The 16814-nt window shown below is 65.9% G+C and carries 15 protein-coding genes; 14 read left to right on the top strand and 1 reads right to left on the bottom strand.

Translation table 11 applies throughout. From position 1 onward, the window contains the following. Nucleotides 1–216 precede the first annotated feature (216 nt). From mdcA to QCE48_RS04650, 8 genes are all read left to right on the top strand, one after another. A complete protein-coding gene (gene mdcA / locus QCE48_RS04685) occupies nt 217–1878 on the top strand; it encodes a malonate decarboxylase subunit alpha (RefSeq protein WP_309785866.1) in 1662 nt (553 codons plus the stop codon). Beyond that, nucleotides 1878–2765 (top strand): triphosphoribosyl-dephospho-CoA synthase, encoded by an 888-nt coding sequence (locus tag QCE48_RS04680; protein ID WP_309785867.1) that lies wholly within the window; start codon nt 1878–1880, stop codon nt 2763–2765. Before mdcA ends, QCE48_RS04680 begins: the two co-directional genes overlap by 1 nt. A gap of 18 nt (nt 2766–2783) precedes the next feature. Beyond that, nucleotides 2784–3092 (top strand): malonate decarboxylase acyl carrier protein, encoded by a 309-nt coding sequence (mdcC, locus tag QCE48_RS04675; protein WP_309785868.1) that lies wholly within the window; start codon nt 2784–2786, stop codon nt 3090–3092. 5 nt (nt 3093–3097) lie between these two features. After that, nucleotides 3098–3949: a biotin-independent malonate decarboxylase subunit beta gene (locus QCE48_RS04670; protein ID WP_309785869.1), complete on the top strand. Its 852-nt coding sequence runs from the start codon at nt 3098–3100 to the stop codon at nt 3947–3949. Then, entirely contained in the window at nt 3946–4773 is an 828-nt protein-coding gene (gene mdcE / locus QCE48_RS04665; RefSeq protein WP_309785870.1) for a biotin-independent malonate decarboxylase subunit gamma, read from the top strand. Before QCE48_RS04670 ends, mdcE begins: the two co-directional genes overlap by 4 nt. A gap of 62 nt (nt 4774–4835) precedes the next feature. Next, nucleotides 4836–5231 (top strand): malonate transporter subunit MadL, encoded by a 396-nt coding sequence (gene madL / locus QCE48_RS04660; protein WP_087628935.1) that lies wholly within the window; start codon nt 4836–4838, stop codon nt 5229–5231. 14 nt (nt 5232–5245) lie between these two features. After that, a complete protein-coding gene (gene madM / locus QCE48_RS04655) occupies nt 5246–6013 on the top strand; it encodes a malonate transporter subunit MadM (protein ID WP_309785871.1) in 768 nt (255 codons plus the stop codon). 69 nt (nt 6014–6082) lie between these two features. Next, a complete protein-coding gene (locus tag QCE48_RS04650; protein WP_309785872.1) occupies nt 6083–6217 on the top strand; it encodes a hypothetical protein in 135 nt (44 codons plus the stop codon). Between the two features lie 3 nt (nt 6218–6220). Here QCE48_RS04650 and QCE48_RS04645 read toward each other — a convergent pair whose 3' ends face one another. Then, nucleotides 6221–7135 carry a LysR family transcriptional regulator gene (locus QCE48_RS04645; RefSeq protein ID WP_309785873.1) on the bottom strand — a complete coding sequence of 305 codons (915 nt, stop codon included), beginning with the start codon at nt 7133–7135 and terminating at the stop codon, nt 6221–6223. A gap of 618 nt (nt 7136–7753) precedes the next feature. Between QCE48_RS04645 and QCE48_RS04640 the strand changes: the two genes are divergently transcribed. The 6 genes from QCE48_RS04640 (at nt 7754) to QCE48_RS04615 (ending at nt 16812) form a co-directional block, all read left to right on the top strand. Beyond that, entirely contained in the window at nt 7754–8878 is a 1125-nt protein-coding gene (locus tag QCE48_RS04640; protein WP_309785874.1) for a sugar ABC transporter substrate-binding protein, read from the top strand. 89 nt (nt 8879–8967) lie between these two features. Continuing rightward, on the top strand, nt 8968–9888 hold the full coding sequence (locus tag QCE48_RS04635; protein ID WP_309788264.1) for an ABC transporter permease: 921 nt from the start codon (nt 8968–8970) through the stop codon (nt 9886–9888). Then, nucleotides 9888–10688, top strand: coding sequence for an ATP-binding cassette domain-containing protein (locus QCE48_RS04630; RefSeq protein ID WP_309785875.1), 801 nt, complete (start codon nt 9888–9890; stop codon nt 10686–10688). The genes QCE48_RS04635 and QCE48_RS04630 overlap by 1 nt, the downstream gene beginning before the upstream one ends. Before the next feature lie 435 nt (nt 10689–11123). Beyond that, complete coding sequence (locus QCE48_RS04625; RefSeq protein ID WP_309785876.1) at nt 11124–11954, top strand: IclR family transcriptional regulator; 831 nt, start codon at nt 11124–11126, stop codon at nt 11952–11954. A gap of 339 nt (nt 11955–12293) precedes the next feature. Beyond that, nucleotides 12294–13664 carry an MdtA/MuxA family multidrug efflux RND transporter periplasmic adaptor subunit gene (locus QCE48_RS04620; protein ID WP_309785877.1) on the top strand — a complete coding sequence of 457 codons (1371 nt, stop codon included), beginning with the start codon at nt 12294–12296 and terminating at the stop codon, nt 13662–13664. Nucleotides 13665–13683: 19 nt separating this feature from the next. Then, on the top strand, nt 13684–16812 hold the full coding sequence (locus QCE48_RS04615) for an MdtB/MuxB family multidrug efflux RND transporter permease subunit (RefSeq protein ID WP_309785878.1): 3129 nt from the start codon (nt 13684–13686) through the stop codon (nt 16810–16812). The last annotated feature ends 2 nt before the right edge of the window (nt 16813–16814 follow it).

Here is a 16814-nt window from a genome sequence, read left to right as displayed (position 1 = left end):
CGCGCGTTCGCCTGCATTCACGGCGACGCGCGCACCGGGCGCGACACGAGGGAAAACCCCCGGACGGCAGCGCCCGTCCAGACGCCCCGCCCCGCGAGGCTCACGGCCCATCGCACGGCGGTTCATTAACCTTGGGATAACGAACGCATCCCGAGGGTGATTGAACGGACAGGACGCGCTCCCTAGACTCGCCTTACACCCTGAGCGAGTCCATACATGTCCAGTCAAAGCCCTTCCCCGTCCCGCTGGGCCACGCGCCGCGCGGAAAAACATCGCCGGCTGGCGCGCGTGTCGTCGATCGCGGATGGCGTGGTCCTGCCCGCCGAGCGCATCGTCGATGTCCTGCAAAGCCTGATCGCGTCGGGCGACCGCGTGGTCGTCGAAGGCAACAACCAGAAGCAGGCGGACTTCCTGTCCCGCTCGCTCGCGAAAGTGGATCCGGGCGTCGTCCACGATCTGCATCTCATCATTCCGAGCGTCAGCCGCGCGGAGCATCTCGATCTCTTCGAGCGCGGCATCGCGAAAAAGCTCGACTTCGCCTATGCCGGCGCGCAAAGCCTGCGCATTTCGCAGTTCCTGCAGGACGGCATCCTCGAAATCGGCGCGGTCCATACCTACATCGAACTGTACGCGCGGCTCTACGTCGACCTGACGCCCAACGTCGTGCTGATCGCCGGCTTCAAGGCCGATCGCGACGGCAACCTCTACACCGGGCCGAGCACCGAGGACACGCCCGCGCTCGTCGAAGCCGCGGCGTTTCGCGACGGCATCGTGATCGCGCAGGTCAACGAGATCGTCGACGATCCGAAGGATTTGCCGCGCGTCGACATCCCCGGTTCGTGGATCGATTTCATCGTGCAGTCGGACAAGCCGTTCTTCATCGAGCCGCTCTTCACGCGCGACCCGCGCCTCGTCACGCCGATCCAGATCCTGATGGCGATGATGGCGATCCGCGGCATCTACGAGCGGCATCAGGTGCAGTCGCTCAATCACGGCATCGGCTTCAACACGGCGGCGATCGAACTGATCCTGCCGACTTACGGCGAAAAGCTCGGCCTGAAGGGCAAGATCTGCCGCCACTGGACGCTCAATCCGCATCCGACGCTGATTCCCGCGATCGAAGCCGGCTGGGTGGAAAGCGTGCACTGCTTCGGCGGCGAACTCGGCATGGAAGCGTATGTCGCCGCGCGTCCGGATGTCTTCTTCACCGGCCGCGACGGCTCGATGCGCTCCAACCGCGCGATGTGCCAGCTCGCGGGGCAATACGCGGTCGACATGTTTATCGGCTCGACCTTGCAGATGGACGGCGCGGGCAACTCGTCGACGGTCACGCACGGACGCCTGACCGGCTTCGGCGGCGCGCCCAACATGGGCCACGATCCGCACGGCCGCCGCCACGCGACGCCCGCGTGGCTCGACCTGCTGCAAACGGACAGCCCGCTCGAACGCGGCCGCAAGCTCGTCGTGCAGATGGTGGAGACGTTCCAGGCGAGCGGCCAGCCGAGCATTGTCGAATCGATCGACGCGGTGGAAGTCGGCCGCGAGTCGGGCATGCCGCTCGCGCCGGTGATGATCTACGGCGACGACGTCACGCACGTGCTGACCGAGGAAGGCATCGCGTACCTGTACAAGGCGCGCTCGCTCGAACATCGCAAGGAGATGATCGCGGCCGTCGCGGGCGTCACGCCCGTCGGCCTCGCGAGCAGCGCGGACAAGCTAGCGGCCCTGCGCCGCGACGGCTTCGTCGCGCTGCCCGAGGATCTCGGCGTTCATCGCAGCGAAGCCAGCCGGTCGCTCCTCGCCGCCAAGAGCGTGGCCGATCTCGTGGACTGGTCGGACGGACTGTACGAGCCGCCCGCCCGCTTCCGGAGCTGGTGATGCGTGACAACCTCGCCATGAGCGCGGCGCCCTCGCCGCGCACGGCGCCCGATCCGGCCGAGCGTCTCGGCGAAGCGGTCGTGCTGGCGCTGATCGACGAAGTCACGCTCGCGCCGAAGCCCGGCCTCGTCGATATCCGCAGCCGCGGCGCGCATCACGACCTGGACTGGAGATTGATGTGCGCATCGGCGCTCGCGCTGCAGCCGACATTCGTCGAACTGGCGCGCGCGGGCACGCAAACACTGCCCTTGCCCGCGCTGCGCGAGCGCATCGGCGCCATCGGCCGCGAAGGCGAAGCCCGAATGCTCGACGCAACGCGCGGTGTGAACACGCATCGCGGCGCCATCTGGGCGCTCGGCCTGCTCGTGACGTCGGCGGCAAGCGACATGACCGACCGCACGCCGCGAGGCATCGCCGCACGCGCCGGATCGCTTGCGCGGCTGCCCGATCGGCGCGCGCCCGCCCACACCGGCAACAAGGGCGAGCAGGCGTGCCGCGACTACGACGTGGGCGGCGCGCGCGGGCAGGCGCAGGCGGGTTTTCCGCATGTCGTGGACATCGCGCTGCCGGAACTGACGCGCTCGCGCGAGCGCGGCGACAGCGAGACGGCCGCGCGGCTGAACGCGCTCCTCGCCGTGATGGCGAGTCTCGACGACACCTGCGTGCTCGCACGCGGCACACGCACCGCGCTCGCCGAGCTGCAGGACGGCGCGCGGCGCGTCCTGGCGCACGGCGGCGCTGCCCGGCTCGACGGCCGCCGTCACCTGAAGGCGCTGGACCGGCGGCTCGTCGAGTTGCACGTGTCGCCGGGCGGCGCGGCCGATCTGCTCGCCGCGGCGCTCTTTCTCGACCGGCTTCAAGACGCCCTTCTTACGACGAACGCATAGGAACACATAGGAACGCACATGGAAACCATCGTCCTCGAATTTCCGGCGGGTCCGCCCGTCGCAGGCCGCGCGCTGGCGGGCGTGGTCGCGTCGGGAGACCTCGAAGTCCTGCTCGAAGCGAACGCGACGCACCGCACCGTGGTGAACATCACGACCTCCGTCGACGGCAAGGGCCGGCTTTGGCAGGCCGTGCTCGAACGCATCTTCGGCGACGGATCGCTGCCCGCCGCGACGCTCGAAATCAACGATTCCGGCGCGACGCCGGGCGTCGTGCAGATGCGCATCGGGCAGGTGTTCGAACAACTCAAACCCACCGGCGGAGCGTGAACGTCATGGACACACAGCAATTGCTCGAACGCCAGAGCTTCATCGAACTGGACGCGCGCAGCCGCGCGAAGAAGCTGCTCGACGCAGGCAGCTTCAGCGAACTGCTCGATCCGTTCGAGCGCGTGAGTTCGCCCTGGCTCGCCCGGCAAGGCATCGTGACGCAGGCCGACGACGGCACGGTCGTCGCGAAGGGCACGATCGACGGGCAGCCCGCCGTCGTGCTCGCCATCGACGGCGGATTTCAGGGCGGCAGCATGGGCGAGGTGTCGGCGGCGAAGATCGCGGGCAGTCTCGAACTCGCCGCCGAGGACAACCGCAACGGCATCCCGACGCGCGCCGTCATCCTCTTCGAGACGGGCGGCGTGCGCTTGCAGGAAGCCAATCTCGGACTCGCCGCCATCGCGGAGATCCACGCGGGCATCGTCGATTTGCGGCGCTATCAGCCGGTGATCGGCATCACGGCCGGTCCGATCGGATGCTATGGCGGGATGTCGATCGCGGCCGGGCTGTGCAGCTATCTGATCGGCACGCGCGAAGCGCGGCTCGGGCTGAACGGACCGGCGGTGATCGAGCAGGAAGCGGGCATCGCGGAATTCGATTCGCGGGACCGCCCGATGATCTGGAGCTTCACGGGTTGCGAGCAACGGCATCGCACGGGGCTCGTCGACGTGTACACGCAAGACGACGCCGATGCGATCCGCACTGCCGTCATCGAGCGGTTTCGCGCCGGGCGTCCGCGCGCATGCCGCAGCGAACGCGTGGCGGGCTTTCTCGCGCGGCTTGCCGAAATCGATCCGGACGCGCAGGCCACGCCGGAACAGGCGGCCACCATCTACGGCAAGGGGTTCGAGTCATGAGCACACAGGAGCTTTCGAAGCGCGGCGCGGTCTGGCTGGACGCGCTCACTTACAGCGCGCCGTTGCAGGCGGGTTATCCGCCCTCGGTGCGCGTCGCCGATGCGCGGCTCGGCGTTCATCCCGCGCGTTTCATCGCCGTGGTGCCCGACCCCGAGAACCCGTTCCCGCGCGCACGCAACGGCGAGGTCGGTCTCGTCGAGGCGTGGGAGGTCGCGCGCGCGGTGCGTGAAGCCGTCGTTGCCGACGCCGGGCGCGATGACGAACTCGTTGGAAAACGCGCGATCGTCGCCGTGATCGATGTCGCGAGCCAGGCGTATGGACGGTGCGAGGAAGCGTACGGCATCCATCAGGCGCTCGCCGGCGCCGCCGACGCCTACGCAAGCGCGCGTCTCGCCGGTCATCCGGTGATCGGGCTGATCGTGGGACGCGCGATGTCCGGAGCGCTTCTCGCGCACGGTTATCAGGCGAACCGCCTGATCGCGCTCGCCGATCCGCAGGTCATGGTTCACGCGATGGGCAAGGAATCCGCCGCGCGCGTCACGCTGCGCTCGGTTGCCGAACTCGAAGCGTTCACAGCGCGCGTGCCGCCGATGGCCTACGACATCGACAACTACGCGTCGCTCGGACTGCTCTGGAAGCTGCTCTCCGTGAGCAACGCCGACGCGCCCACCGGCGCCGATCAGTCAACGGTCGAAAAGACCCTGCAAGCCGCCTTCGACGACATTCGCGCCGATCCATCCCGCGGACTGGACAGCCGGCTCGGCAGCGCGCACCGCGCGGCCTCCGCGACGGTTCGCCGCAAGCTTCGGGAGGCATGGCGCTAGAACGCTGTATTACGAAACACCGGCTCACCAGAAGCCAATCAGACTATGACAGGAGACATCAAATGATCATCTATGGAACCGCGTTGCTGGCGTTCTGCCATCTGGCAGGACTTTTTCTCGGCGACCTGCTCGGGGTCGCGATCGGCGTGAAGACGAATGTCGGAGGCGTCGGCATCGCGATGCTGCTTCTGATCTTCCTGCGCCTCTATCTGCACGGAAAGGGCCTGCTGCCGAAGGAAACCGAAGCGGGCGTGGGCTTCTGGGGCGCGATGTACATCCCGGTCGTGGTGGCGATGGCGGCGAACCAGAACGTCGTTGCCGCGCTCAAGGGCGGCCCCGTCGCGCTGCTCTCCGCGCTCGGCGCCGCCGCGTCCTGCGCGGTCTGCATCGCCGTGCTTTCCCGCACCGGCCGCGACAGTACGTCGTTTGCCAACGCCCCGACTCTCGAAGAAGTCTGAACGCGGAGACCGCCATGTTCCAAATGATCGATAAGGTTCTCATCCACAACGGCCTCGTCACGGCGTTCGCGCTCGTGGGGCTCATCATGTGGGTGTCGTCGGTGATCTCGAAGAAGCTCACGTTCGGGCGCGTGCACGGCTCGGCGATCGCCATCGTGATCGGCCTCGCGCTCGCCTATTTCGGCGGCACCTTCACGGCCGGACAGAAGGGTCTCGCCGACCTGCCGCTCTTCGCGGGCGTCGGCCTGATGGGCGGCGCGATGCTGCGCGATTTCGCCATCGTCGCGACTGCCTTCGAGGTGCAGGCGACCGAAGCGCGCAAGGCCGGGATGATCGGCGTGGTGTCGCTGCTGCTCGGGACCGTGCTGCCGTTCATCGTCGGCGCGAGCATCGCGCATGCGTTCGGCTACACCGACGCGGTCAGCATGACCACGATCGGCGCGGGCGCCGTGACGTATATCGTGGGACCGGTGACGGGCGCGGCGATCGGCGCAAGCTCGGACGTGATCGCGCTCAGCATCGCGACGGGCCTCATCAAGGCGATCATCGTCATGATCGGCACGCCGCTCGCCGCCGGCTTCATGGGACTGAAGACGCCGCGTTCCGCGATGATCTTCGGCGGGCTGGCGGGCACGGTAAGCGGCGTCAGCGCGGGGCTGGCCGCCACCGACCGGCGGCTCGTGCCGTACGGCGCGCTGATCGCGACGTTCCATACGGGCGTCGGCTGCCTGCTCGGACCGTCGCTGCTGTTTTTCGCGACCAGGGCGCTGATGGGCGCGTGAGGCGCCGGGGAGAACGACGGTGTCCATCGGCGAAGCATCATCAGCGACGGTGCGCGCCTCGCGATAGAAATGCCGGCCTCGAGCGTCCTGACGCGGCTCGCGAGCGCGATCTTCGCGGAGGGCATCGCGGTGAGTTGCAGCGAAGTCTCGCTGCCGGACCTGGGCGCGCTCGTCGAGCGGGAACGGGCACGCGACGGGCGGTGACGCTCAGCCAGCGCTTCTCGTGCGCAGACGGCAGACGGCCATCAACGCGAGCAGGTTCGGATCGCGCTCGCGCGCGCGCAGGAAACTGACGCCGATGGTCTGGCGCATCAGGTATTGCGGCTTGAGCGGGATGAACTGCACCTTGTCGCCGAAGACGCCTTGCACGCGTCCCGGCAGGAGCGTATAGCCGACTCCGCCGCTCACCAGATTCATCAGCGAGAAGATGTCGCCGGTGCGCATCGTCACGTTGGGCGTGAAGTCCGCGACACGAAACGCGTCGACGAAGCCGTGATAGGTGGCGAATCCCTCGCCGAGCGACACGAAGGTCTCGTTGCGGCAGTCTCGCAGATCGACGGCTTCCTGCTTCGCGTAAGGCGAACCGGCGGGCGCCGCGAAGAAAATGTCGTCTTCGAAAAGCGGGATGGATTCGACATCGGGCTCGGCTTCTGGCAACGCCATCAGCGCCGCATCGATTTCGCTTCGCTTGAGCTTGTCGAGCAGTTCGGCATTCGGACCGAGCACGAGTTCGACATGCAGCGTCGGCCGCCGCACCTTGATATCGACGACGATACCCGGCACTGTCCGGATCGTCAGCGAATACAGCGAGCCGATCTTCAGCCGGTCCGACGAATAGCCCGCGGCTTCGCGCGTCGCGCGAATGCCGTCGGACATCAGCGCGAGCACTTCCTCTGCGACATCGGCGAGCATCTGCGCCGCTTCCGTCGACTTCAGATTGCGCCCTTCATGGCGGAACAGCGCGCAGCGCACGCCTTGTTCGAGCGAATGCAGCGCGCGGTGCACGCTGACCGTGCTCACGTTCAGCGCTTCGGCCGCCTTCGCCAGGTTGCCGGTCTCCATGAAGGCGAGCAGAACCTCCAGCTTGCGAAACGTGATCTCGTCGTCGATTCGGTCGCGCATCTCGAGTCACGGAACGGTCGAAACCGTCGATTATCGGCTCGCGACCGCGCCGGACCAATAGCGTTTATCCCGCATCGCTCGTCGTCGCCTCGACGCGATGCGCCGGGCGTTCGTGATTCGACGCGCGCGAACGGTTCGCGCCATGTCCCGTCCTTCGGGCCTCACCGGGAAAACGCTAATCGAAACGCGGGGGGACGCTGCATATAGTTCGTCTGGTTAGCCAGGGTGCGCGGCCGCTGTCCACAGAATGGGATGACACGACATTTCGCGCGCTGGCCGGGACGAGCCCACCTGCGTGAGCGCCATGAATAGAAGAAATCAATTTCGCGCTGCATCGGAAACACGCATCAGACTGACCCCTTCGCACCATGCCTCGGCGTGCAAAAGACGCGAAAGACATCGACTTCGCCTTCCGCACGATCACGGGCAGCCGACACTCCATCCCGGCTTCGCCGGAACATGACGATGCAATGCGTTTATCACGAGGGACGTGCGCGTCCCTCGCGCGTTTTGTGGGTGAACGCCGCTTCGGTTGATCGAAAGGTGCTGCCCGGTATCTGAAAGCGATCGACGATGAATCGACCAGAACGACCAACCACGACAAGCTCGGAGGGTGACATGGCACAGGATCGGGAAGACGCAGCAAACCATCTCGCAGGGGACGACAACCGTGTGCCCAGCACCGGCAGGCGCAGCCTCATGCAGGGCGCAGGGCTCGGCGCCGCGCTCTCGCTGCTGGGCGCGGTGGGCGGCGGTGCGGGCGGTTTGATTTCGTCGGCGCAGGCGGCGGAAGCAGCGTTCCCGCAGCACAAGAAATGGAAGATCGTGTTCGTCAATCATGTCACGACGAACCCGTTCTTCGTGCCGACTCAATACGGCATTCAGGATGCCTGTTCCATGCTCGGCATGGACTATCAGTGGACCGGCTCCGCCACCTCCGACGCCGGCGAAATGGTGCGCGCGGTGAACTCCGCGATCGCGGCGAAAGCCGATGCGATCGCCGTCCCCATCGTCGACCCCTCCGCGTTCGACAAACCGATCCAGGCCGCGCTCGACGCGGGCATTCCGGTGTTCGCCTACAACGCCGACGCGCCGCGCGGCAAGACCAGTCCGCGCCTCGCGTACATCGGGCAGGACCTGTATCTCTCGGGTTACCAGATGGGCGAGCGCATCGCGAGCATCGTCGACAGCGGCCTCGTCGCGCTGTTCATCGCGACGCCGGGTCAGCTCAACATCCAGCCGCGTCTCGATGGCGCGAGCGACGCGATCAAGAAGTCGGGCAAGAAAATCGACATCCAGACCGTCGCGACGGGGGCGACAGTGAACGAAGAGCTGTCGAAGATCAAGTCGTTCTACCTCGGCCATCAGGACCTGAAAGGCATGTTCGCCGTCGATGCGGGCAGCACGCAAGGCGTCGCGCAGGTGATGAAGGAATCGAACCTGCCTTCGAAGGGCGTGCATGGTGGCGGCTTCGATCTATTGCCGCAGACGATCCAGCTGATTCACGAAGGCTTCCTCGATTTCACCATCGATCAGCAACCTTACGTACAAGGCTTCTATACGGTGATGGAAGCGTTCGTGTTCCTGGCCTCGGGCGGGCTCGTCGGGCCTGCGAACATCAACACCGGCCTCAAGTTCGTGACGAAGAGCACCGTCGAGCCGTACCTCAACACGTCGACGCGCTTCGAAGGGAAGACCGCGAAGCCGCAAATCGTCCCGATGAGCGGCGCCATCAAGTCGTGACGGACGCGGCGAACGAACCCCGCCGCGCGGACACGCCCGCGCCGCCGCCGCGCCCGCCCGGCGCATGGACGGCCCAGTGGGCCGCCGAGTTGCGCATTCTGCTCGTGGCCGTGCTGCTCGCGGCCTATTTCGAGTTCGCCAATCACGACTTTCTGCTCACGAATGCGAGTCTCGTCAATCTGTCGCAGTTCATCGCGCCGGTGGCGATCATCGCGTTCGGCGAGATCATGCTGATGATCGGCGGCGACATCGACCTGTCGGCGGGCATGGTGTTCGCGTTCGCGCCGTTCATGATGGTGTTCGCCAACGACGCGGGCGCGCCGATGTGGCTCGCGGTGATCGCGGGGCTCGCGGCCGCCGCCGTGATCGGATTCGTGAACGGCGCCGTGACCGTGTGGCTGCGGCTGCCCTCGTTCGTGACGACGCTCGGCACGCTCTTTCTCATCAACGGCATCACGCTCACGTTGTCGCGCGGCACGCCGGCGGCAACGCCGGGTTCTCCCATGTTCGCCGAGTTCATGGGCGCATGGGGCTATAGCGAGATCATCTGGACCGTCGTGATCGCGGCCGTCATTCACACGCTGCTGCGTCACACCCGCTGGGGCCTGCACACGCAGGCGGCGGGCGCGAATCCGGTCGGCGCGAGCGAGGCCGGCATCCACGTGAACCGGCTGCGCCTCGGCAACTTCGTTCTCGCTGCCGTGCTCGCGGGTTTCACCGGCATCCTCGAAGGCTTTCGCATCACGTCGATCGACCCGCAGGCGGGCGGCAACCAGATCATGTTCCTGGCCGTCGCGGCGGCGGTGATCGGCGGGACACCGCTCACGGGCGGCTCGGGCACGATCGTGGGCGGGCTCCTCGGCGCCGCGGTGCTCGGCATTCTCAGCGACGGCTTCACGCTCATCGGCATCAATGCGTTCACCTTCAACATCATTCTCGGCGCCGCGATTCTCGCCGCGATGATTCTCAACATTCATATCGGACGCATCCGCCGCAAGGGAGGCCCGTGATGGAGGCATCGCAAGCCGCCCCGCCAACGACCGTCGACGCCCCGGCGTTGCGCGGCGACCAGCTCGTCAAGCGCTTCGGCGCGGTGACGGCGCTCGACGGCGTCTCGCTCACGCTCGGTCGTGGAGAAATTCTCGGTATCCTCGGCGACAACGGCGCGGGCAAATCGACGCTCGTCAAGATCCTCACGGGCTTTCACCAGCAGACGAGCGGCACGCTGCACGTCCACGGCGAAGAAGTGCTGCTGCGCTCGGTCGACCATGCGCGCGCGCTCGGCATCGAATGCGTGTATCAGGACCTCGCGCTCGCGAATTCGCTCAGCATCTACCACAACATGTTCCTGAACCGCGAGATCATCCGGCGCGGACCGTTTCGGCTGCTCGATCACAAGTCGATGCGCGCGCGCGCCGCGCAGTGTCTCGACGATATCGGCGTGCACGTGCCTTCGGTGGATCTGCCGGTGGAGCGGCTCTCGGGCGGACAGCGCCAGGCGATCGCCGTCGCGCGCGCCGTGTATTCGAACGCAAAGATCCTCCTGCTCGACGAACCGCTCGCGGCGATGGGCGCGCGCGAAGCCGCCCTGATCATCGACCTGGTCATGCGCCTGAAGGAAAAAGGCGGGCTGTCCATCATCATGATCATGCACAACTATGCGCAGACGCTCGACATCGCGGATCGCATCATGCTGATGCAACGGGGCCGCGTGACGTATGAGCAACGCAGCGCGAACACGTCGGTGGCGGAGCTGATGGATATCGTGAGGCGGGAATACCGGGCGATGCGCGACACGCTCGCGCGTTGAACTCGGGCACCGTGCGCTGCGGTCGGGCACGAGCGGATGATAGGATTTGACTATTGACCGCTGAATCGGACGGCCCGCAAAAAACCTCGCGGACAAAAAAAAGGCGCTGCGTTGCCGCAGCGCCTTAAAAGTTCTAGCCATTCCGAGGGCCGTGCTAGAACCTGAGAGCCCTTTTTCGAACGGCCGGTCGCTCATGAGCGCCCAATGCAGTTTCGAAATTGGGTTCCATTTTTTATGGTTATGCTGCCTAAGTCAAGCAAAATTTCGTGCCACGGGCATCTGCCCAACTTGCCCTGCCCCGCATGCCGGAGAATGGAAAAGTGTCGCAGCGCATGCACCTTTGAACGAGCATTGCATGCCCTGCAAAGATTGCTGAAGAGTTCCCGCGGCATCCAAGGTTGCTGAATAGAAACGAAACGATGTTTTAAAAAAACAATGAACAAGAGCGAGAATCGACCGGTCGGTCGGGAAAAACCGAAAGAAAAGGACGGCGAAGAGGTCACCGCGCTCGCGCGCGGGCTGGACGTACTGCGACGGATCGCCGCCGCCGACGCGCCCGTCAGCAATCGCGAACTGACGGAACTGACCGGCATCCCGAAGCCAACCGTCTCTCGCATCACCGCGACGCTCGTCAGCGCAGGGCTCCTGTTTCGCCTGCCGGACAGCGAGCGCTTCGTCCTGACGGCGTCGGTGCTCGAACTGAGCAACGGTTTTCTGCGCAACTTCGACATCCGCGCCCGCGCGCGCCCTTTCCTTATCGATCTCGCCGAGCTAACGGGTCTGAGTGTGCATCTCGCGGTGCGCGACCGGCTGGAGATGGTCGTGATCGACGCGATCCGGCCGCGCTCCGCCGTGCTCGTCTCGCGGCTCGAAGTGGGCGGGCGCATGGACTTGTGCCGGACCGCCGTCGGCCGCGCGTATCTTGCGGTGCTGACGCAGTCCGAGCGGCAGACGCTGATCGCGAGCGTGCAGACCGCTTCCGGCGACGACTGGCCGACCGTTGCCGGTGGCTTGCAGACCGGCCTCGACGACATGCGGCGTCTCGGTTTCGCGATCTCGACGGGCGAATGGCATCACGGCCTGAACGCCGTCGCGGCCGGCTTCACCGGGCCGTCCGACCAGCGCTACGCCGTTAATTGCGGCGGCGCCGCGCACCAGTGCCCGCGCGAGACGCTGATCGAAAGCGTCGCGCCGGCGCTGCTCGACTGCGTCGCGAAGATCGTCGAGGAGATCGGCGGCACACCGACCGCGCGGATCGGCGACTAGGCACCGCCCGCTGGTTCGGCCACACACTGCAACGGACCGTGCCCGGCCCGCGCGGCTCCCGCACGCCATGTAACACTCGTAATCAACAGAAAGAAAGATAGCTGGACTCTTACGAAGCGCGGGACGTAGCATCATGCTTCGCGCGCACCGGGCCCTGCTTTCAAAGCTTTCCGGGCGCATCCGGGTTCACATGAACGGCTCGCGCGAAGCGCTCGCCCGCGCCTCTCCTCCCGCGAGTTCGAGCCACCCTGCACACCGGCGCGCGAATAATCCAGCATCGCACCGGGCATCGAATTTAGCTTCAACGCCAGTCACCGAATTACGCCAAGCCACCGAACGATGGACGACCAGAAAAACTCTCCGACGCCCCCGCAGACCGCCTCCCCGATCGCTCCCACTGCTGTCCGTCCCACCCGGCGCCGCCGTTTCGGGTGGCTCGTCGTGGCACTCCTGATCATCGCCGGGGCGATCGCGTGGTGGCATCCGTGGAGCCGCAACGACGCGTCGAACGCGCAGCAGGCCGGCTCGCCGGCGAGCGGCCGCCGTGGCGGCGCGGGGCTCGCCAATCAGCCGCAGCCGGTGCATGTCGCGACGGTCGTGCAGGGGGAAATGCCCGTCGTGATCAATTCGCTCGGCACAGTGACGCCGCTTGCGAACGTCACGGTCAAGACGCAACTGAACGGCACGCTGATGGACGTGGCGTTCCAGGAAGGCCAGATGGTCAAGAAGGGCGACCTGCTCGCGCAGATCGATCCGCGTCCCTATGAAATCTCGCTGCGCAACGCGCAGGGCACCCTCGCGAAAGACCAGGCGCTTTTGCAGACCGCGCGGCTCGACTTGCAGCGCTATCAGACGCTCCTTTCGCAGGATTCCATCGCCAAGCAGCAGGTGGACACGCAGGCCTCGCTCGTCAAGCAGTACGAAGGCGCCGTGAAGTCGGATCAGGCGAACGTCGATACCTACAGGCTCGATCTCACCTACGCGCGCATCACGGCGCCGGTGTCGGGGCGAGTCGGCCTGCGGCAGGTCGATCCGGGCAACTACGTGACGACCGGCGACACCAACGGTGTCGTCGTGATCACCCAGCTGCAGCCGATCAGCGTCATCTTCACGACCTCGGAAGACAACCTGCTGGCGATCATGAAGCCGATGCGCGCGGGCTCGAAGATGTCCGTGACCGCCTACGACCGCGCCAACACGACCGCGCTCGAAGCCGGCTACCTCGAAACGGTCGACAACCAGATCGACACCACGACCGGCACCGTCAAGTTGCGCGCGACCTTTCCGAACAAGGAGAACATGCTGTTCCCGAACCAGTTCGTGAACACCAAGCTGCTCGTCGACGTGATCAGGAACGCGACCATCGTGCCGACTTCGGCGGTGCTCAACGGTTCGTCGGGCGCGTTCGTCTACGTGGTGAAGCCGGACAACACGGTGAGCGTGCGCACGGTGAAAACCGGTCCGGTCGACGGCGAGCGAACCAGCATCAAGAGCGGCCTGCAGGTCGGCGAGCGCGTGGTGATCGACGGTTCGGACCGCCTGAAGGAAGGCGCGAAGATCACGATTCCCGCCGACAAGGCAAAGGTTGCTTCGGGTGCTTCGGGTGCTTCGGGTGCTTCCGGCGCCTCGGCTGCGACGGCCGCCAGCGCGGCGTCGGGCGCTTCGGGCGCGCATCACGGCGGGCGTCATCGCCAGCAGCACCCGCAATGACCGCCGGACGACGTAAAGCATGAACCCATCACGTCTATTCATCCTGCGCCCGGTCGGCACGGCGCTCCTGATGGCGGCCATCATGCTGGTCGGCCTGGTCGCGCTGCGCTTCTTGCCGCTGTCCGCCCTGCCCGCCGTCGATTACCCGACCATCCAGGTCCGGACCTTTTACCCCGGCGCGTCGCCGGACGTGATGACGTCGTCGGTCACGGCGCCGCTCGAAAAGCAGTTCGGGCAGATGGCGAGCCTGAACCAGATGTCGTCGCAGAGTTCGGCGGGCGCGTCGGTCATTACGTTGCAGTTCAGCCTCGACCTGCCGCTCGACATCGCCGAGCAGGAAGTGCAGGCGGCGATCAACGCGGCGGGCAACCTGCTGCCGTCCGATTTGCCCGCGCCGCCGATCTACGCGAAGGTGAACCCCGCCGACGCGCCGATCCTCACGCTCGCGATCAGTTCGAAGACGCTCCCGCTCACCCAGGTGCAGGATCTCGCCGACACGCGCCTCGCGCAGAAGATTTCGCAAGTGGCGGGCGTCGGCCTCGTGTCGGTGAGCGGCGGCAACCGCCCCGCCGTGCGGATTCAGGCGAATACGCGCGCGCTCGCGTCATACGGCCTGAACATCGACGACCTGCGCACCACGATTTCCAACCTCAACGTCAACACGCCGAAGGGCAATTTCGACGGCCCGAGCCGAGCGTACACGATCAACGCGAACGACCAGTTGACCGACGCGAAGGCGTATCAGAGCGCGGTGGTCGCGTACAAGAACGGCCGGCCGGTGATGCTGACCGATGTCGCGACGATCGTCGAAGGGCCGGAGAACACGAAGCTCGGTGCGTGGGTCGATTCCACGCCCGCGATCATCCTGAACGTGCAGCGCCAGCCGGGCGCGAACGTCATCCAGGTGGTCGACGGCATCAAGAAGCTGCTGCCGCAGTTGCAGGCGTCGCTGCCGGCCGCGCTCGACGTGCGCATCGTCACCGACCGCACCACGACGATCCGCGCTTCCGTGCGCGACGTGCAGTTCGAACTCGCGCTCTCGGTCGTGCTGGTCGTGCTCGTCATCTATCTGTTCCTCGCGAACGTCTGGGCGACGCTGATTCCCAGCCTCTCGGTGCCGCTGTCGCTCGTCGGCACGCTCGCGATCATGTACCTGTGCGGCTTCTCGCTCGACAACCTTTCGCTGATGGCGCTGACCATCGCGACCGGTTTCGTCGTCGACGACGCCATCGTGATGATCGAGAACATCGCGCGCTACGTCGAGGAAGGCGATCCGCCGCTCGAAGCGGCGCTCAAGGGTTCGCGGCAGATCGGCTTCACGATCATTTCGCTTACCGTGTCGCTCATCGCGGTGCTGATTCCGCTGCTCTTCATGGGCGACGTCGTCGGACGGCTCTTCCATGAATTCGCGATCACGCTCGCGGTCACCATCGTGATTTCGGCGATTGTCTCCCTCACGCTCGTGCCGATGCTGTGCGCGAAGCTGCTGCGCCACACGCCGCCGAAGGAAAGCAAGCGCTTCGAGGCGCGCGCGCACCAGTTCATCGATTACGTGATCGGGCGTTACGCCGTCGCGCTCACCTGGGTGCTCGACCGTCAGCGCGCGACGCTTTTCGTGGCGCTGCTCACGCTCGTGTTCACGGCGCTGCTCTATATCCTGATTCCGAAGGGCTTCTTCCCCACGCAAGACACGGGCGTGATCCAGGCGATCACACAGGCCCCGCAGGCGGCGTCGTATCAGGCGGTGGCCGAGCAGCAGCAGGCGCTCGCCGCGCAGGTGCTGAAGAATCCGGATGTGGAGAGCCTGACGTCGTTCATCGGCGTGGACGGCACCAACATCACGCTCAACAGCGGCCGGATGCTCATCAACCTGAAGCCGCGCGACGACCGCAGCAACACGTCGAGCGACGTCATCCGCACGCTGCAAAACGACGTCGCGAACATTCCCGGCATCCGGCTCTACATGCAGCCGGTGCAGGACCTGACGATCGACTCGACCGTCAGTCCGACGCAGTATCAGTTCATGCTCACCGACCCGAACGCGACCGAATTCGCGCAATGGGTGCCGAAGCTCGTCGAGCGTTTGCAGCATTCGCCGGAACTCGCCGACGTCGCGACCGACCTGCAGGAGAACGGCCAGTCGGTGTATGTGGAGATCGACCGGGCGACGGCCGCGCGCTTCGGCATCACGCCCGCCACCGTCGACAACGCGCTCTACGACGCGTTCGGCCAGCGCATCATCTCGACGATCTTCACGCAGTCGAACCAGTATCGCGTGATTCTCGAAGCCGAGCCGACCGATGCGCACTATAGCGAGACATTGAGCGGCATCTATTTGCCCTCCTCCACGGCGTCGGGCGGACAAGTGCCGCTCTCGGCCATCGCGAAGTTCCATGAGCGCGCAGCGCCGCTGCTCGTCACGCACCTCGGCCAGTTCCCGGCGACGACCGTCTCCTTCAACCTCGCGCCCGGCGCGTCGCTCGGGGCCGCCGTCAAGGCGATCGAAGCGGCGAAGGCGGAGATCGGTTTGCCGCCGTCGTTCCAGATCCGCTACCAGGGCGCGGCGCTCGCGTTCCAGGCGTCGTTGTCGAACGAACTGTTCCTGATCCTCGCCGCCATCGTCACGATGTATATCGTGCTCGGCGTGCTGTACGAGAGCTTCATCCATCCGATCACGATCCTCTCGACGCTGCCCTCGGCGGGCGTCGGCGCGCTGCTTTCGCTCATGATCACCGGGCACGATCTCGACATCATCGGGATCATCGGTATCGTGCTTTTGATCGGCATCGTCAAGAAGAACGCGATCATGATGATCGACTTCGCGCTCGAAGCCGAGCGCGAGGAAGGCAAGTCGCCGCGCGACGCGATCTTCCAGGCGTGCCTGTTGCGCTTCCGCCCGATCTTGATGACGACGCTGGCGGCGCTCCTCGGCGCCTTGCCGCTGATGATCGGCTGGGGCGCCGGGTCCGAACTGCGCCATCCGCTTGGCATCGCGATCGTGGGCGGGCTGATCGTGTCGCAGTTGCTCACGCTTTTCACGACGCCCGTGATCTACCTCGGCTTCGATTCGCTCGGCCGCAGGCTGCGCGCGCGGTTCAATCGCGGTACGCCACCCCGGCCGCCGCGCCCGGTCAGTGAAGCGGAGTGACG

Origin of the sequence: Caballeronia sp. LZ024, from assembly GCF_031451455.1 — a bacterium.
Taxonomy (GTDB): Bacteria; Pseudomonadota; Gammaproteobacteria; order Burkholderiales; family Burkholderiaceae; genus Caballeronia; species Caballeronia telluris.
The sequence above is the reverse complement of the archived record's forward strand: the minus strand, read 5'-3'. Positions and strand labels throughout refer to the sequence as shown.